At 68.2% G+C, this 16,075-nt stretch carries 19 protein-coding genes; 18 read left to right on the top strand and 1 reads right to left on the bottom strand.

Annotation, left to right across the window (positions count from 1 at the left end; all coding sequences use genetic code 11):
* Positions 1-64 precede the first annotated feature (64 nt).
* The 3 genes from D7D94_RS07555 to D7D94_RS07545 all read left to right on the top strand — a co-directional run bounded on the left by D7D94_RS07555 (position 65) and on the right by D7D94_RS07545 (position 6,201).
* A complete protein-coding gene (locus D7D94_RS07555; RefSeq protein WP_156242029.1) occupies positions 65-2,305 on the top strand; it encodes a glycosyl hydrolase in 2,241 nt (746 codons plus the stop codon).
* A 59-nt stretch (positions 2,306-2,364) separates the two neighbouring features.
* Positions 2,365-4,509 carry a DUF4012 domain-containing protein gene (locus D7D94_RS07550; RefSeq protein ID WP_156242028.1) on the top strand — a complete coding sequence of 715 codons (2,145 nt, stop codon included), beginning with the start codon at positions 2,365-2,367 and terminating at the stop codon, positions 4,507-4,509.
* 204 nt (positions 4,510-4,713) lie between these two features.
* The gene (locus D7D94_RS07545; protein ID WP_156243375.1) at positions 4,714-6,201 is read left to right on the top strand and encodes a sugar transferase; all 1,488 of its coding nucleotides are present in this window, start codon (positions 4,714-4,716) and stop codon (positions 6,199-6,201) included.
* Positions 6,202-6,563: 362 nt separating this feature from the next.
* Here D7D94_RS07545 and D7D94_RS07540 read toward each other — a convergent pair whose 3' ends face one another.
* Positions 6,564-7,412 carry a DUF559 domain-containing protein gene (locus D7D94_RS07540; protein WP_246171725.1) on the bottom strand — a complete coding sequence of 283 codons (849 nt, stop codon included), beginning with the start codon at positions 7,410-7,412 and terminating at the stop codon, positions 6,564-6,566.
* Positions 7,413-7,887: 475 nt separating this feature from the next.
* Here D7D94_RS07540 and D7D94_RS14360 point away from each other — a divergent pair, with 475 nt between their 5' ends.
* From D7D94_RS14360 to rplE, 15 genes are all read left to right on the top strand, one after another.
* Positions 7,888-8,895: an aggregation-promoting factor C-terminal-like domain-containing protein gene (locus tag D7D94_RS14360; protein WP_216648641.1), complete on the top strand. Its 1,008-nt coding sequence runs from the start codon at positions 7,888-7,890 to the stop codon at positions 8,893-8,895.
* Between the two features lie 480 nt (positions 8,896-9,375).
* Positions 9,376-9,684 (top strand): 30S ribosomal protein S10, encoded by a 309-nt coding sequence (gene rpsJ, locus D7D94_RS07530; protein WP_156242027.1) that lies wholly within the window; start codon positions 9,376-9,378, stop codon positions 9,682-9,684.
* Between the two features lie 8 nt (positions 9,685-9,692).
* Entirely contained in the window at positions 9,693-10,352 is a 660-nt protein-coding gene (gene rplC, locus D7D94_RS07525; protein ID WP_156242026.1) for a 50S ribosomal protein L3, read from the top strand.
* Positions 10,353-10,357: 5 nt separating this feature from the next.
* Positions 10,358-11,017, top strand: a complete 660-nt coding sequence (gene rplD / locus D7D94_RS07520) for a 50S ribosomal protein L4 (protein WP_156242025.1) — start codon at positions 10,358-10,360, stop codon at positions 11,015-11,017.
* Entirely contained in the window at positions 11,014-11,313 is a 300-nt protein-coding gene (rplW, locus tag D7D94_RS07515) for a 50S ribosomal protein L23 (RefSeq protein ID WP_156242024.1), read from the top strand. The genes rplD and rplW overlap by 4 nt, the downstream gene beginning before the upstream one ends.
* 24 nt (positions 11,314-11,337) lie before the next feature.
* Entirely contained in the window at positions 11,338-12,177 is an 840-nt protein-coding gene (gene rplB / locus D7D94_RS07510) for a 50S ribosomal protein L2 (protein ID WP_156242023.1), read from the top strand.
* A gap of 11 nt (positions 12,178-12,188) precedes the next feature.
* Positions 12,189-12,470 (top strand): 30S ribosomal protein S19, encoded by a 282-nt coding sequence (gene rpsS, locus D7D94_RS07505; protein WP_156242022.1) that lies wholly within the window; start codon positions 12,189-12,191, stop codon positions 12,468-12,470.
* Between the two features lie 21 nt (positions 12,471-12,491).
* Positions 12,492-12,887, top strand: coding sequence for a 50S ribosomal protein L22 (rplV, locus tag D7D94_RS07500; RefSeq protein WP_156242021.1), 396 nt, complete (start codon positions 12,492-12,494; stop codon positions 12,885-12,887).
* Entirely contained in the window at positions 12,887-13,645 is a 759-nt protein-coding gene (gene rpsC / locus D7D94_RS07495) for a 30S ribosomal protein S3 (RefSeq protein ID WP_156242020.1), read from the top strand. Before rplV ends, rpsC begins: the two co-directional genes overlap by 1 nt.
* Positions 13,645-14,064 (top strand): 50S ribosomal protein L16, encoded by a 420-nt coding sequence (gene rplP / locus D7D94_RS07490; protein ID WP_156242019.1) that lies wholly within the window; start codon positions 13,645-13,647, stop codon positions 14,062-14,064. Before rpsC ends, rplP begins: the two co-directional genes overlap by 1 nt.
* Complete coding sequence (gene rpmC, locus D7D94_RS07485) at positions 14,064-14,378, top strand: 50S ribosomal protein L29 (protein WP_156242018.1); 315 nt, start codon at positions 14,064-14,066, stop codon at positions 14,376-14,378. Before rplP ends, rpmC begins: the two co-directional genes overlap by 1 nt.
* Positions 14,378-14,662: a 30S ribosomal protein S17 gene (gene rpsQ / locus D7D94_RS07480; protein ID WP_156242017.1), complete on the top strand. Its 285-nt coding sequence runs from the start codon at positions 14,378-14,380 to the stop codon at positions 14,660-14,662. The genes rpmC and rpsQ overlap by 1 nt, the downstream gene beginning before the upstream one ends.
* A 35-nt stretch (positions 14,663-14,697) precedes the next feature.
* Complete coding sequence (gene rplN / locus D7D94_RS07475) at positions 14,698-15,066, top strand: 50S ribosomal protein L14 (protein ID WP_156242016.1); 369 nt, start codon at positions 14,698-14,700, stop codon at positions 15,064-15,066.
* Positions 15,067-15,069: 3 nt separating this feature from the next.
* Positions 15,070-15,429 (top strand): 50S ribosomal protein L24, encoded by a 360-nt coding sequence (gene rplX, locus D7D94_RS07470; protein ID WP_156242015.1) that lies wholly within the window; start codon positions 15,070-15,072, stop codon positions 15,427-15,429.
* Between the two features lie 2 nt (positions 15,430-15,431).
* The gene (rplE, locus tag D7D94_RS07465; RefSeq protein WP_156242014.1) at positions 15,432-16,025 is read left to right on the top strand and encodes a 50S ribosomal protein L5; all 594 of its coding nucleotides are present in this window, start codon (positions 15,432-15,434) and stop codon (positions 16,023-16,025) included.
* The last annotated feature ends 50 nt before the right edge of the window (positions 16,026-16,075 follow it).

The following is a 16,075-nucleotide window of genomic DNA, read 5'->3' as shown; positions in this document are numbered from 1 at the left end:
CCACTCGCCCCCAACCCCGCCGCAAACCGTCACGTGCACGGCGTCCCCATCCGCGGGTGACAAGATGAAAGCCGTCGACAGCCCTCGGGGGAAGGACCAGCCGATGTTCGCGCGCCAGAAGGACAAGAAGAGAACCGCCATCATCGCGGCGAGCGCCATCGGCGCGGTCGTGGTGCTGGGCGGTGGCACGGCGCTCGCGCTGTCGCTGCAGCAGGACGAGCCGGAGACCACGGCGGCGACGCCGTCGGCCACGCCGAGTCCCACGCGCACCGCGACGCCGACGCCGACCCCCACGCCGACTCCGACGCCCGAGCCGGTGGACTTCCCGGTGTCGGTGCCCGTCGAAGGCGCACTGAACGGATGGCAGGGCGCGGGTTCCGCGCAGATCGCCGACGTGTGGCCGCAGGCGGGTGCCGCGGCGAGCGGCGAGACGTCGGCGTTCATCGACGCGCCCGTCGTGGATGAGCCGGTGGCCGCGCTCAGCACGACGGTCCCCGTCGAGGCGGGCAAGACGTACGAGTTCTCCGCCGAGGTGCGGCAGCTGGCGAGCCTCCCCGAGCCGGTCGAGGCGGCCATCCTCATCGGCGAGACCCGCGTCGACCTCGGCGAGCTCGACGCGTCGTGGCAGAAGGTCACCGAGACCTACACGGCGCCCGACGGGCAGACCGAGGCGACCATCGCCATCCAGATCGACGGACCGGTCGAGGGCCTGGGCGTCGACGACGTCACCCTGAAGCCTCAGGGCGGCGACAACATCGTGCCGAACGCGTCGTTCGAAGACGTGACGGCGGACTGGGGCATCCTCAACAACGGCCTGATCCTGCGCGAGAAGAGCGCGGCGCTCGGCGTGAACATGGCTGCCGGCGACGCGAGCTGGCAGGTCACGCGCGGTGACGGATCCGTGGCGGGCGAGGGCAAGGCCAAGCTCGGGGAGGGCGTCTCCGCCATCCCGCTCGAGGGCGTGACGCAGGGGTACTACCGCGTCTCGGTCACCGACGCGTCGGGTCAGAGCGTCGCGACGCCGGTCGCGGTCGTCGACTACGAGGGTGCGCGCATCGCGCCGGACGACCGCATCGGCGCCATCACGCACGTCGACCAGCCCTGGTACCTCGACGCGGCGGACATCCTGCAGTCGGTGGGCTTCGGCTCCGCCCGCAACGACGTGCTGTGGGAGCAGAACGAGCGCACGCCCGGCGTCTACGAGTTCAGCTCGCACTACACGAGCGAGTTCGACAAGATGCACGCGCACGGCATCGGCCTGCTCGGCATCGTGAACTACGGCAACCCGATGTACGACGGCGGCAACCCTCCCTCGTCGCCGGGTGCGGTCGAGGCGTACGGCAACTACGCCGCCGCCATCGCCCAGCGCTTCGATGTGGTCGGGCTCGAGGTCTTCAACGAGTTCAACCACGAGCGCTTCAACACGGGCGGCTGCGGCACCGCGCCCACCTGCTACTTCCCGCTCGTGCAGTCCGTGCAGGCGAAGGTCGACGACTCGATCCCCGTGGTCGCCGGCTCTACGGCGAACTACGACAGCGCCTGGTTCGCGCAGCTGTGGTCGCAGACCGACACGCTGTCGCAGGCCGACGCCATGAGCTTCCACCCGTACAACCCGCAGTATTACCAGAAGCCCGAGAACCTCACCGGCGCCTTCGACGACGCCCGCGCGAACATGCAGAACGGCGCGGGCGGCACGCTCCCGATCTGGCTCACCGAGTTCGGGTGGACCAACGGCAACGAGCTCGGCCAGGCCCGCTCGCTCGCCGACGCCGCGCAGAACCTCATCGCCGCGCAGACCGTCAGCCTCGGCAACGGCGTGGAGAAGTACTACTGGTACGACCTCGTCGACGACAGCACCGACTCGAACAACCACGAGGGCAACTTCGGCATGTTCTACCAGGAGGGCGCGAGCGTCGCCACGGCGGCTCCGAAGCCGGCGGCCTTCGCCCAGGCGCTCCTCATCGACCAGCTCGGCGGGCGCGAGGCGATCGGCCGCGACGACGTCGGTTCCGGCAACCAGTCGTATCTCTTCGGCGAGGAGTCCGACGGCGTGCGCGTCGCCTGGACGCTCAACGGCGAGGCGACCGTCGAGTACGAGGCGAGCGGGCCCATCCGCATGACCGACTTCAACGGCGCCGCGATGACGCTGAAGCCCGAGGACGGCAAGGTCTCCGTGCCACTCACCGGGCGCGCAGTGTTCCTCGCCGGCGACTTCTCGCCGGCCGACGAGCCCGACCCCACCCCCACGCCGACCCCGACGGCGACGCCGTCGCCCACGCAGACCCCGGCGCGCACCGAAGACTGAGCGGATGGCCGGGGCCCGTTCTCGCGGGAATCCCGCGGAAGGTTTCGTAGGGTAAGAGAATGCCCCACTCCCAGGACGACGCGCTGACCGCGCCGATGAGCCGTCGCGCTCGCCGGCAAGCACGCCTGGCGGCCGCCGAGGAGGCTCGCCGCCGCGAGGCCGAGTCCATCGAGGAGCCCGGGTTCTTCGCCACCGGCATCGACGCGGCGGCGACAGGGAAGATCGACGTGCTGCCGGATCTCGGCGGCGTGGGCGAGCAGCAGAAGCCGCGGTCGCTGTGGGAGCCGCGCGACGACGAGTCGATTCCAGAAACGGCATGGGACGTGCGAGACGACGACAACACCCCGACGACGGCGCTGAACACGAGCCGTCTTCCGGACGACGCTCCGACGGCCCGGCACGACGTCCGCGGCTTCGCCGACGAGACCCCGACCGCCCGCTTCGACGCACCGGATCTCGCGAACGGCACACCGCCATCCGCCCCGCCGCCCGCGAAGGGCCGGCGCCGCGGGGAAGGCGACGGGTCGCGCGGGCGGCGCATCCGCCTGGGCATCCTCATCGGCGTGGCCGTGCTCGTGGTGGCGGGCCTCTGGCTCGGCGCGCGCGTGCTCATCGTGAAGAGCGAGCTCGAGGCCGCGCAGCGCGTGGTGAACCACGTGCAGGACGGCGGCACGCTCGAGGTGTCGGTGCCGATCCTCGGCGAGCACGCGGCCAACGCCGCGAGCGTGCGGGTCGACCCGGTGTGGCGCGCAGCGGAGTTCATCCCGTGGGCGGGCGACAACCTCCGCGGCGTGCGCCTGGCCGCCGAGGCCCTCGACATCGTGAGCAACCGCATCGGCACGCCCGCGATGGAGGCCATGTCGGACGACAGCGGCGAGTCGATCATCGCGCGGGTGCTGCCGCTCCTGCAGGACTCCACCGACGATGTCGCGCGGATCGCCGACGGCATCGCCGACGTGAAGGACTCCGGCGACCTCATCGCGCCCGTGCAGACCGGCGTGAACCTCGTCGACTCGGTGATGTCGGTCGCGGCTCCCGCGTTCGAATACGGGCCGGAGCTGCTGGGCGCGAACGGCGACCGCAACTACCTGCTGGTGTTCCAGAACAACGCCGAGTCGGTCGGCCTCGGCGGCTCGGCCGCCTCGCAGACCCTCATGAACGCCAACGCGGGCAACCTCGAGATCGTCAACCAGGCATCCAGTGCGAACTTCGTCGAGGGGCAGGCCGTCGACGTCGACGTCGACCAGAGCGCCATCGACCTGTACTCGCCGTTCCTCATCGACCACGTGAACACCTCGTCGAGCCGCCCCGATTTCCCGACGATGTCGAACATCGTCACGAAGTTCTGGCAGCGCGACATCGCCGACGACCGGATCGACGGCGTCGCGTCGATCGACCCGATCGCGCTCGGCTACCTGCTCGAGGCGACCGGGCCCATCCAGCTCGACACCGGCGACGTCATGACGAGCCAGAACGCCGCGCAGCTGCTTCTCAGCGACGTCTACAGCCGCTGGAACAGCTACGAGAGCGGGGACGTCGTCGACCAGTTCTTCGCGAGCGTCGCGGAGCAGGTCTTCACGAAGATCTCGACGGGCGACTTCGACGTGCAGTCGATGCTCTGGGCCATCCGGCATGGAATCGACGGCGGCAACATCCTCTTCCACAGCGCGAACGAAGACGTGCAGGCCCAGATCGCGGACCAGAAGGTCGCCGGCATCCTCGCGAAGGACAACGAGGAGCAGACCGAGGTCGGCGTCTTCTTCCGCGACGAGTCGGCGTCGAAGATCGACTACTACATGAAGTCGAACATCGACGTCGCGCAGACCTGCTCGGCGGATGCGTCGCAGTTCGAGGTGAAGACGACCCTGCACCTCGACATCGACCAGGCGTCGGCCGACGCGCTGCCCGACTACGTCAAGAGCGGCACGTGGGGCTCGGAGCAGTTCCGCACGCAGGTGTACGTCTACGGCCCTCCCGGCACGACCGTGGAGTCGGTCGCGGTCGACGGGCGCGATGTGACGCTCACGCGCGACGACGTGGTCGACCTCGACCGTCCGGTGGCGTGGTTCACGACATACCTGCGCCCGAGCGAGCTCGCGACGGTGACGGCGACGTTCTCCGGCGACGGCGACTTCGGGCCGCTCGCGCTGCGCTCGACGCCCATGGTGCAGACCACCACCGGCGCCCTCACGCCGTGCGGATGAGGGCGTGCACGCGCTCCCGCGAGCTAATGCGACTGTCCGGGGATATTCTGCGCGGTAGACTGCCTCAGTCCATCTTCAGATGAGATTCCCGGGGGCAGACGCTTGACGAGCGAGATCACGCGCAGTGGGCGGCAGGCGTCCGACGGCGACCCCGTGGCCAACGTCACGGGATCGGCGATCACGAAGAGCGCCGCCTTCCCCGCGATGCTGCGCACCGCGAGCGGGAAGATCCCCGTCGTCGGGGCGACTCCGCCGCCGACATTCAACTGGCGCAAGCGCTATGCGCGGATGCTCCGTATCACGGACTTCATCGTCATCACGGTCGTCGTGTTCGGCACGCAGATCAGCTGGCTGGGCATCCACAAGGTCATCGCCATGCCCGTGCCGGCGTGGCCGGGCCTGAGCTCATACACCGCGCTGTCAGTGCTCGTCGTGCTGCTGTGGATGATGGTGCTCGCGCTGAACGACACCCGGTCCGACCGCGTGATCGGCGTGGGCACGGCGGAGTACAAGCGCATCTTCGACTCGAGCTTCATGCTGTTCGGCGTCATCGCCATCGTCGCGTTCCTCCTCAAGGTCGAGATCGCGCGCGGCTACATGCTCATCGCGCTGCCGACCGGCGTCGCCGCGCTGTTCCTCGAGCGCTGGGTCTGGCGCCGATGGCTGGCCCGCCAGCGCGCCAAGGGGGAGTACTCCGCGCGCGTGCTGCTCGTCGGCTCGGAGAAGTCGGTCGCGCATACCGCGCGGGAGCTCAAGCGCACCAAGGGCACCGGGTACCACATCGTCGGAGCCTGCATCCCGACCGGCCGCATCGCCGGCAGCCTCACCGACACGGACATCCCGGTCATGGGAAGCGTCAACTCCGTCGAGCGCGCCATCGAGGTCACCGGCGCCGACACCGTCGTCATCACGAGCACCGACGAGCTCGGCCCGCAGCGCGTGAAGCAGGTCTCCTGGGCGCTGGAGTCGGGCAAGCAGCACCTCGTGCTCGCGCCGTCGATCACGGATGTCGCCGGTCCCCGCATCCACATGCGCCCGGTCTCGGGTCTGCCGCTCATGCACGTGGAGACGCCGCGGTTCTCGCCCGGCCAGCGCTTCGTGAAGCGGATGATGGACCTCGTCGGGTCGCTCGCGATCGTGACGATTCTCAGCCCCGTGCTCCTCGTGCTCGCACTCATTGTCAAGGTCTCCTCGCCGGGCCCGGTGATCTACCGGCAGACGCGCATCGGGCGCCATGGGCGCGAGTTCCAGATGCTGAAGTTCCGGTCGATGGTGGTCGGCGCCGACAGTCGGCTGGAGGAGCTCATCGCCCAGCAGGACATGGGCAACGAGGTGCAGTTCAAGATGAAGGACGACCCTCGCGTGACGAAGGTCGGCCGCATCATGCGCAAGCTCAGCCTCGACGAGCTGCCGCAGCTGTTCAACGTGCTGGGCGGCTCGATGTCGCTCGTCGGCCCGCGCCCGCCGATCCAGCGCGAGGTGGACCTCTACGCCGACCACGTGCACCGCCGCTTCCTGGTGAAGCCGGGCATCACCGGCCTGTGGCAGGTCTCCGGCCGCTCGAGCCTCTCGTGGGACGACAGCGTGCGCCTCGACCTCTCCTACGTGGAGAACTGGAGCGTCATGGGCGACATCGTCATCCTCCTGAAGACCGGCAAAGCGGCGCTGCTGCCGGGCGACACCGCCTCCTGAGGCCCGGGCCTGGGGCTCCTGGAGCTGGGTGGGGCCCTCCGGGAGCTGGCCCTAGGGGCTGGCCCTGGCCATCCGGGAGGAGAAGCGCATTGCGGAGGGGGAATCCCGCGCAATCCGTCCTCCGGGATGCTCATCTCCTCCCGAATGCTCGGGCTCACCACACCCACACCCGCACCCGCAGCGCGCCAGGTGCAGGCCGCGGCCATTCCCGGGAGCCGGCCCTGGCCATCCGGAAGCCCGCCCTGACCACCCGGGAGGAGAAGTGCGTTGCGGAGGAGGAGTCCGGTGCAGTCCCTCCTCCTGAGTGCTCATCTCCTCCCGAATCCTCGGGCTCGCCTGCACCCGCGCCCCGCACCCATACCTCAGCGCGCCAGGTGCAGGCCCTGCGCGATGCTCCGCAGGATGAGGTCCTGCACCATGGGCCATTCGTCGAAGATCTGCCCGTAGGAGATCCGGATCACGTGGTAGCCGTGCAGGCGGAGCTGCGCATCGTGCGCGATGTCGTCCGCGCGCTTGCGGCCCACGTGGTGTCCGCCGTCGATCTGGACGATGAGGCGTTCGCCGAGGAGGAAGTCGACCCGTCGCCCGAGCAGCACCACCTGCGGCACGATGCGGATGGGCATCCAGCTGATGCGCTGGAGGAACGTGGATTCGGTGCCCTCGTCGGCGAAGGGCGTGACGAGGTCGGCGAGTCGACGCACCGCGGGCTTCAGCGGGAACGCGCGCATCGCACCGATCTCGACCTTGCGATGATGCAGCGCGGACTCCCAGATGGCGCGCGCCTCCTCGAAGGGCTGGCACTCCGCGACGATCGCGAGCACGTTCTCGATGGGGTCCACCAGGGATCCGGGTGCGCGAGGCACGAGCGGCTGGCACCAGTGGATGCGCGCGGCCTCACGCCGGACGTGCCCCGCGTGCGAGGGAGCGGCCACGTGGTCGGCTGAGACGTCGCGGGTCCACAGCCCCTGAAGCCGAGCGGCGGACAGGCACGTGAGGATCACGCCATCGCGCGCCGCGGCGACGAGCACCGGGTCGCACTGCGGCAGTGCGAGCCAGCCTCGCCGGGGACGGATGGCGAGGCGCATCGCCACCGCGTCGTCCATGGCACGACGGCCCACGCCCGCATCGCGCAGGTCCGCGACGCGAGCGATGCCGTGACGACGGCGGACTTCCGCGAGAAGTCGCCGCATGGGGCCCGGGGGAGTGCTCATGCCCTCAATCTGCAGCGAACCGATGATCGCGGATGGCGGTGGCTGATTCCTCGGACCGACACGCCGCATCCAGCGGGCCTGTGCACACGACGTGGCCCCGGCCATCCGCGCCGTCGGGAGGAGATGAGCGCAGGGGAGGAGGTCCATCCCGAGGAGCCTCCTCCTGGGTGCGCATCTCCTCCCCGACGCCCGGCGGATACCCTGCCAAACGGTGTCCCCGCGACGAAACGACATCGTCTGACGGCATTCTCAGGCAACTGCCAGGGTCTCGTTTCGGTTACGGATGGCCACCCCGCGCGATCCGCGTCAGCATGCGGATCGGCCGTTATATTTCCGTTACCTTCCGTGATCTTCGCGAGGGGGTGATCCACGCACCTCCCATGACGCACGCAGTGGGCACTCAGACTCCGCCGCCAGGGTCTTCGTCTTGTAGCCGCGCCCGAACGCGGCAGATTCCCCCAAGACAGGACTGTGAATGCCCCGCACGCTTGAAGCGGGTGAGCCCCTTCTCACCCCGTTCCCCCGACCGAATCACCTCGCGCTCCTTCGGCAGGAGAAGGATCGCCGCCGCCGCCGTCGCGTGTCGATCGGCGCCGCACTCGCCCTGTTCATGACCGCCGCCAGCGGAAGCGTCGCGGCCGCGGCCGCCGAGCTCGCTCCGGCGCCGCGTGACGCCGGCACCGTGACGGCCGCCGCCACGATCGCCGAGGCCGCCGGTGACGCGAAGGTCGCGCTGGACGACGCGCAGGCCGCCATCGATGAGGCGCACCCGACGGTCAACACCAAGCGCCTGGACGCATACGTCCAGAAGCTCGAGGACTACGACAAGCTCCCCGCCATCGTGGTGCTGGGCGTGGCCGACGAGGCCGAGGCCGAGACCAAGGCCGTCGTCGCCAACACCGCCGCCGCGGACAAGGCCGACGCCGAGATCGCCGCCGCGAAGAAGGCCGCTGCGGAGAAGAAGGCCGCCGAGGAGAAGGCTGCTGCCGAGAAGAAGGCCGCGGAGGAGAAGGCTGCTGCCGAGAAGGCCGCCGCTGAGCAGGCCGCTGCCGAGCAGGCCGCGCAGGAGCAGGCCGCGCAGGAGCAGGCCGCGCAGGAGCAGGCTGCTCCGGCGCCCGCAGCGCCCGAGCAGCCCGCCGCTCCCGCTCCCGAGCAGGCGCCCGCGCAGACGTTCAGCGGCGGGGACCCGCAGTCGATCGCCCGCGACATGGCCGCGAACCAGTACGGCTGGGGCGAGGGCGAGTTCCAGTGCCTCGTGTCGCTCTGGAACAAGGAGTCCGGCTGGAACCCCTCGGCCATGAACCCCTCCAGCGGCGCCTACGGCATCCCGCAGTCGCTGCCCGGCAGCAAGATGGCCAGCGCCGGCGCCGACTGGCAGACGAACCCCGCGACGCAGATCGCGTGGGGCCTCGGCTACATCGCCGGCAGCTACGGCACCCCGTGCGGTGCGTGGGGCCACTCTCAGTCCACCGGCTGGTACTGAGCCTCGCGATGAAGGGCCCCGGACGCATGTCGTCCGGGGCCTTTCCCGTACCCGGGCGAGCGGCCCCGGATGCGGGCATGTGAAGCACCCGAGAGCGAGCCGCGCGCTGCCCGGTCTTCCTTACTCCCGACAGGGCGCGCCGCACGACACGCCCGGGTTGCGGGAGGATGGGAACGGATGGCAGAATAGACAGGTTCCACATTCCGGTGCGCGCTTCGGTGCGGCCGGATCACTGCCAGGGCAGTGCATAGACAGCGCGGGATCGCGCAGAGTTCTAGGCCGCGGGCAGCAGAACAACACAACCCCACCTCCTCCTCCGGGGGAGAAGTGCGGCTGCGGTCGTCTCCGGATGGCCGATTGACAGCAGAACAGTGGTGCAGCATGAGCCGCCTCCGGGCGGCCTCGAATGTGCCGAAGGCGCGCCCCGCGCCGCAGTGCGTCCAATGCCCGTGAGGTATGACGCGGAAAGAGAGACAGACAATGGCGGGACAGAAGATCCGCATTCGCCTGAAGTCGTATGACCACGAGGTCATCGACTCGTCGGCGCGCAAGATCGTCGACACGGTGACCCGTGCCGGCGCTCAGGTCGTCGGCCCGGTGCCGCTCCCGACGGAGAAGAACGTCGTGGCGGTCATCCGTTCGCCCCACAAGTACAAGGACAGCCGCGAGCACTTCGAGATGCGCACCCACAAGCGCCTCATCGACATCGTCGACCCGACCCCCAAGGCGGTCGACTCGCTCATGCGCCTGGACCTCCCTGCTGACGTCAACATTGAGATCAAGCTCTGAGGTTCGACATGGCTGACATCAACAACAAGGTTTCGAAGGGCCTCCTGGGCACCAAGCTCGGGATGACCCAGGTCTGGAACGAGAACGGCAAGCTCATCCCCGTCACGGTGATCGAGCTCGCTCCCAACGTGGTGACCCAGATCCGTTCGCTCGAGAAGGACGGCTACAACGCCGTTCAGATCGGCTACGGCCAGGTCGACCCCCGCAAGGTGAACAAGCCCCTGACGGCCCACTTCGAGGCCGCTGGCGTGACGCCCCGTCGTCACCTCACCGAGCTCCGCACCGCGGACGCTGCCGACTACAGCCTGGGCCAGGAGCTCACGGTTGACGGAGTGTTCGAGGCCGGCCAGCTGGTCGACGTCGTCGGCACCAGCAAGGGCAAGGGCACCGCGGGTGTCATGAAGCGCCACAACTTCAAGGGCGTCTCCGCTTCGCACGGTGCGCACCGCAACCACCGCAAGCCCGGTTCGATCGGCGCCTCGTCGACCCCGAGCCGCGTCTTCAAGGGCATGCGCATGGCCGGCCGTATGGGTGGCGAGCGCGTGACCGTCCTCAACCTCACGGTCCACGCCGTCGACGCCGAGAAGGGTCTGCTGCTCGTCAAGGGCGCCGTCCCCGGTGCGCGCGGCCGGGTCGTCTTCGTCCGCAACGCTGTGAAGGGGGCCTGAGACAGATGGCTGACTCGACTCTCGCTCTCGACGTCCTCAGCACCGATGGCAGCAAGACCGGCACGGTCGAGCTTCCCGCTTCGGTGTTCGACGCCAAGACGAACATCCCGCTGATCCACCAGGTCGTCGTCGCGCAGCTCGCGGCGGCTCGCCAGGGCACCCACTCGACCAAGCGTCGCGGTGAGGTCTCCGGTGCCGGCCGCAAGCCCTTCAAGCAGAAGGGCACGGGTAACGCCCGTCAGGGCTCGATCCGTGCGCCGCACATGACCGGTGGTGGCATCGTCCACGGTCCGAAGCCGCGCGACTACTCGCAGCGCACCCCCAAGAAGATGATCGCCGCCGCCCTCGCGGGCGTGCTCAGCGACCGTCTCCGCGGCGGCCGCCTGCACGTCGTCGACGCGTTCGGCACCGAGAAGCCCTCGACGAAGGCTGCTGCGTCGTTCATCGCGCAGGTCACCACGTCGAAGAAGGTCCTCATCGTGCTCGACCGCACCGATGACTTCGGATGGCTGAGCGTGCGCAACCTGCGCAACGTCCACGTCCTGTCCGCTGACCAGCTCAACGCATACGACGTGGTCACGTCTGACGACGTCGTGTTCACGAAGGCCGCGATCGACGCGTTCATCGCGCAGAAGACCGGCGCCATTCAGGAGGTCTCGGCATGACCGCTCTCAACAAGGACCCCCGCGATGTCATCATCGCGCCGGTCGTCTCTGAGAAGAGCTACGGCCTGATCGACGAGGGCAAGTACACGTTCATCGTGGACCCCCGCTCGAACAAGTCGGAGATCAAGCTCGCGATCGAGAAGATCTTCGATGTGAAGGTCGCCTCGGTGAACACGATCAACCGCGTCGGCAAGACTCGCCGCACCCGCTTCGGCACGGGCAAGCGCAAGGACACCAAGCGCGCCATCGTGACCCTCAAGTCGGGCACCATCGACATCTTCACGGCTGTCAGCTGAGACGGCCAGGAGGAATAGAGAGAAATGGCTATTCGCAACTACAAGCCCACGACCCCGGGTCGCCGCGGCTCGTCGGTGGCTGACTTCGCTGAGATCACGCGCTCGACGCCTGAGAAGTCCCTGCTTCGCCCGCTCGCCAAGACCGGCGGACGTAACAACCAGGGCCGCATCACCACGCGTCACATCGGTGGTGGCCACAAGCGCCAGTACCGCGTGATCGACTTCCGTCGCAACGATAAGGACGGAATCAACGCGAAGGTCGCTCACATCGAGTACGACCCCAACCGCACCGCGCGCATCGCGCTCCTGCACTACTTCGACGGCGAGAAGCGCTACATCCTCGCGCCCGAGAAGCTGCGTCAGGGCGATGTCGTCGAGTCGGGTGCCGGCGCTGATATCAAGCCCGGCAACAACCTGCCGCTGCGCAACATCCCCACGGGTACCGTCATCCACGCCATCGAGCTCCGTCCCGGCGGCGGCGCGAAGCTGGCTCGCTCGGCGGGCGCCTCGGTGCGTCTCGTCGCGAAGGATGGCCCCTACGCGCAGCTCCGTCTGCCCTCCGGTGAGGTCCGCAACGTCGACGCACGCTGCCGCGCCACCATCGGCGAGGTCGGCAACGCCGAGCAGTCGAACATCAACTGGGGCAAGGCCGGCCGCAAGCGCTGGCAGGGCGTTCGCCCGACCGTCCGCGGTGTCGCCATGAACCCGGTCGACCACCCGCACGGTGGTGGTGAGGGCAAGACGTCCGGTGGTCGCAACCCTGTGACGCCGTGGGGTCAGCCTGAGGGCCGTACCCGCCACGCGAACAAGGAAAGCGACAAGCTCATCGTTCGTCGTCGTAACGCCGGCAAGAAGCGCAAGTAGGAGTCAAGAAGATGCCACGCAGTCTGAAGAAGGGCCCCTTCGTCGACGAGCACCTGCTTCGCAAGGTTGTCTCGCAGAACGAGGCGGGTACCAAGAACGTCATCAAGACCTGGTCGCGCCGTTCGATGATCATCCCCACGATGCTGGGGCACACCATCGCCGTGCACGACGGTCGCAAGCACGTTCCCGTGTTCGTGACCGAGTCCATGGTCGGCCACAAGCTGGGCGAGTTCGCGCCCACCCGCACCTTCCGCGGCCACGTGAAGGACGACAAGAAGGGCCGTCGCCGCTAAGGCGACCGAGAGGAGAGAGAAATGGTGGAGTCCATCGCACGTGTGCGACACATCCGCGTGACCCCTCAGAAGGCTCGTCGTGTCGTGGCCCTCATCAAGGGCAAGCAGGCCGAGGAGGCTCTCGCGATCCTCAAGTTCGCGCAGCAGTCCGCCTCGGACCCGATCTACAAGCTCGTCGAGTCGGCTATGGCCAACGCGCAGGTCAAGGCCGGCAACGCCGGTGAGTACCTGAACGAGCAGGACCTGTACGTGAAGAACGCCTTCGTGGACGAGGGGACGACGCTCAAGCGCTTCCAGCCCCGTGCACAGGGCCGCGCGTTCCAGATCAAGAAGCGCACGAGCCACATCACGGTCGTGCTCTCGACCCCCGAGGCCGCCGACGTGGCCCCCGCGGGCAAGAAGAAGGCGAGCAAGTAATGGGACAGAAGGTAAACCCGTACGGCTTCCGCCTCGGCATCACCACGGACCACGTCTCGCGCTGGTTCTCTGACTCGACCAAGCCGGGTCAGCGCTATGCCGACTACGTGGCCGAGGACATCCGGATCCGCAAGCTGCTCACCACGTCGCTCGACCGCGCCGGCGTGAGCAGCATCGAGATCGAGCGCACCCGCGACCGCGTGCGCGTCGACATCCACACCGCACGCCCGGGCATCGTCATCGGCCGTCGTGGTGCGGAGGCCGAGCGCATCCGCGGCGAGCTCGAGAAGCTCACCGGCAAGCAGATCCAGCTGAACATCCTCGAGGTCAAGAACCCCGAGGCCGACGCTCAGCTCGTCGCTCAGGGTGTGGCCGAGCAGCTCTCCGCTCGCGTGGCGTTCCGCCGCGCGATGCGCAAGGGCCTGCAGGGCGCGCAGCGCGCCGGCGCCAAGGGCGTCCGGATCCAGGTCTCGGGCCGTCTCGGCGGCGCCGAGATGAGCCGGTCGGAGTTCTACCGCGAGGGTCGTGTGCCGCTGCACACGCTGCGCGCGAACATCGACTACGGCTTCTACGAGGCGAAGACCACCTTCGGCCGCATCGGCGTGAAGGTCTGGATCTACAAGGGCGACCTCACCAACAAGGAACTCGCGCGTGAAGAGGCTTCGCGTAAGCCCTCCTCGCAGCGCGACCGTGGCGGCCGCCGCGGCCCGCGTCGCAACGACGAGGCAGCGCCGGTCGCGGAAGGAGCGTCGGCGTAATGCTCATCCCTCGCAAGGTCAAGTACCGCAAGCAGCACCACCCCAAGCGGGATGGCCAGGCCACCGGCGGCACGAAGGTCAGCTTCGGCGACTTCGGCATCCAGGCGCTGACGCCCGCTTACGTGACGAACCGTCAGATCGAGTCCGCTCGTATCGCCATGACGCGTCACATCAAGCGCGGCGGAAAGGTGTGGATCAACATCTACCCCGACCGTCCGCTGACCAAGAAGCCTGCTGAGACCCGCATGGGTTCCGGTAAGGGTTCGCCCGAGTGGTGGGTCGCCAACGTCAAGCCGGGTCGCGTCCTCTTCGAGGTCTCCGGTGTGTCGGAGGAGCTCGCCCGTGAGGCACTGACCCGAGCAATTCACAAGCTGCCGCTCAAGGCACGCATCATCAAGCGCGAGGAGGGCGACGCGTAATGGCGATCGGCACCAAGGAGCTCGCCCCCAAGGAGCTCGACACGTTCGAAGACCAGCGCCTCGTCGAGGAGCTGCGCAAGGCCAAGGAAGAGCTGTTTAACCTGCGCTTCCAGTCGGCCACCGGTCAGCTGGACAGCCACGGCCGCATCCGTGCGGTCAAGCGCGACATCGCGCGGCTGTACACCGTGATCCGCGAGCGCGAGCTCGGGATCCGTGCGACGCCGGCCCCGGTCGAGACCAAGGCCAAGAAGACCAAGGCGAAGAAGGCGGACAAGGCGGAGACGCCGGCTGCCGCCGAGGGAGAGGCTGAGTGATGGCCACCGAGAACAAGACCGAGGAGACCGCTGACCGCGGTTACCGCAAGTCCGTCCGCGGCTACGTCGTGAGCGACAAGATGGACAAGACGATCGTCGTCGAGGTCGAGGACCGCGTTAAGCACCCCCTCTACGGCAAGGTCATCCGTCGCACGAAGAAGCTCAAGGCGCACGACGAGCAGAACAGCGCCGGCATCGGCGACCTCGTGGTCATCAACGAGACCCGTCCGCTGAGCGCCACCAAGCGCTGGCGTCTGGTCGAGATCCTCGAGAAGGCCAAGTAAGCCTCCGGGCCTGCTTGGAATCCAAGGAGTAACAAGTGATTCAGAACGAATCCCGCCTCAAGGTCGCCGACAACACCGGCGCCAAGGAGCTGCTCACCATCCGCGTGCTCGGTGGCTCCAGCCGCCGCTACGCGGGTCTCGGTGACACGATCGTCGCCACCGTCAAGGACGCGATCCCCGGCGGCAACGTGAAGAAGGGCGACGTGGTCAAGGCCGTCGTCGTCCGCACTGTCAAGGAGACGCGTCGTCCCGACGGCTCGTACATCAAGTTCGACGAGAACGCCGCCGTCATCCTGAAGAACGACGGGGAGCCCCGTGGCACCCGCATCTTCGGTCCCGTCGGCCGCGAGCTTCGTGACCGTCGGTTCATGAAGATCGTCTCGCTCGCACCGGAGGTGCTCTAACTCATGGCGAAGATCAAGAAGGGCGACCTCGTCCAGGTGATCTCCGGCGCCAAGCCCGAGCGCGGTGGAGACCGCGGCAAGCAGGGCAAGGTGCTCGAGGTTCTGGAAGGCGGCAACCGCGTCGTCGTCGAGGGCGTCAACTACATCACCAAGCACAACCGCGTCGGCCAGACGCAGCGCGGCACGAAGACCGGCGGCATCGAGACCCTCGAGGCCCCGATCCACGTGTCCAACGTCGCGCTCGTCGACCCCGAGACCAAGAAGCCGACGCGTGTCGGGTTCCGTCTCGAGGAGCAGGTCAAGAACGGCGTCAAGAAGACTGTTCGCGTGCGCTACGCGAAGAAGTCGGGTAAGGACATCTGACAATGAGCACGGATACCGCTGCGCAGACTGGCCGAATCCAGCCGCGCATGAAGCAGGTCTACCGGGACGAGATCCGTCAGAAGCTGCAGGACGAGTTCGGCTATGCCAACCCGATGCAGGTTCCCGGTCTCGTCAAGGTGGTCGTGAACACGGGTGTCGGCGAGGCCGCTCGCGACAGCAAGGTCATCGAGGGCGCGGTCTCCGACCTCACCGCCATCACCGGCCAGAAGCCCATCGTGACCAAGGCCAAGAAGTCGATCGCGCAGTTCAAGCTGCGTGAGGGCCAGGCCATCGGCGCGCACGTCACCCTCCGCGGTGACCGCGCGTGGGAGTTCCTGGACCGCCTGATCTCGCTGGCGCTGCCCCGCATCCGCGACTTCCGCGGCCTGTCGCCGAAGCAGTTCGACGGCAACGGCAACTACACCTTCGGTGTGCAGGAGCAGTCGATCTTCCACGAGATCGACCAGGACCGGATCGACCGCGTCCGCGGCTTCGACATCACCATCGTCACCTCCGCGAAGACGGACGACGAGGGACGCGCGTTCCTGCGCCACCTCGGCTTCCCCTTCGTCGGCAAGAACGACGAGCAGGCCTGATACACTAGGGCGTTTGCTTGATGCGTTTCGCCCCCGCGGCCGCGCGCCGC

Source organism: Microbacterium oryzae, assembly GCF_009735645.1.
GTDB lineage: Bacteria > Actinomycetota > Actinomycetes > Actinomycetales > Microbacteriaceae > Microbacterium > Microbacterium oryzae.
This window is presented reverse-complemented; position numbering and strand designations above follow the sequence as displayed.

Coding starts and splice junctions, on each gene's coding strand:
- rplW (WP_156242024.1), top strand. CDS start 11,014: ATGACCGCTCTCAACAAGGACCCCCGCGATGTCATCATCGCGCCGGTC.
- rpmC (WP_156242018.1), top strand. CDS start 14,064: ATGGCGATCGGCACCAAGGAGCTCGCCCCCAAGGAGCTCGACACGTTC.
- rpsJ (WP_156242027.1), top strand. CDS start 9,376: ATGGCGGGACAGAAGATCCGCATTCGCCTGAAGTCGTATGACCACGAG.
- rpsS (WP_156242022.1), top strand. CDS start 12,189: ATGCCACGCAGTCTGAAGAAGGGCCCCTTCGTCGACGAGCACCTGCTT.
- rplP (WP_156242019.1), top strand. CDS start 13,645: ATGCTCATCCCTCGCAAGGTCAAGTACCGCAAGCAGCACCACCCCAAG.
- rplE (WP_156242014.1), top strand. CDS start 15,432: ATGAGCACGGATACCGCTGCGCAGACTGGCCGAATCCAGCCGCGCATG.
- D7D94_RS07550 (WP_156242028.1), top strand. CDS start 2,365: ATGCCCCACTCCCAGGACGACGCGCTGACCGCGCCGATGAGCCGTCGC.
- rpsC (WP_156242020.1), top strand. CDS start 12,887: ATGGGACAGAAGGTAAACCCGTACGGCTTCCGCCTCGGCATCACCACG.
- D7D94_RS07540 (WP_246171725.1), bottom strand. CDS start 7,412: ATGAGCACTCCCCCGGGCCCCATGCGGCGACTTCTCGCGGAAGTCCGC.
- rplV (WP_156242021.1), top strand. CDS start 12,492: ATGGTGGAGTCCATCGCACGTGTGCGACACATCCGCGTGACCCCTCAG.
- D7D94_RS07545 (WP_156243375.1), top strand. CDS start 4,714: ATGCTGCGCACCGCGAGCGGGAAGATCCCCGTCGTCGGGGCGACTCCG.
- D7D94_RS14360 (WP_216648641.1), top strand. CDS start 7,888: ATGCCCCGCACGCTTGAAGCGGGTGAGCCCCTTCTCACCCCGTTCCCC.
- rplC (WP_156242026.1), top strand. CDS start 9,693: ATGGCTGACATCAACAACAAGGTTTCGAAGGGCCTCCTGGGCACCAAG.
- rpsQ (WP_156242017.1), top strand. CDS start 14,378: ATGGCCACCGAGAACAAGACCGAGGAGACCGCTGACCGCGGTTACCGC.
- rplX (WP_156242015.1), top strand. CDS start 15,070: ATGGCGAAGATCAAGAAGGGCGACCTCGTCCAGGTGATCTCCGGCGCC.
- D7D94_RS07555 (WP_156242029.1), top strand. CDS start 65: ATGAAAGCCGTCGACAGCCCTCGGGGGAAGGACCAGCCGATGTTCGCG.
- rplD (WP_156242025.1), top strand. CDS start 10,358: ATGGCTGACTCGACTCTCGCTCTCGACGTCCTCAGCACCGATGGCAGC.
- rplB (WP_156242023.1), top strand. CDS start 11,338: ATGGCTATTCGCAACTACAAGCCCACGACCCCGGGTCGCCGCGGCTCG.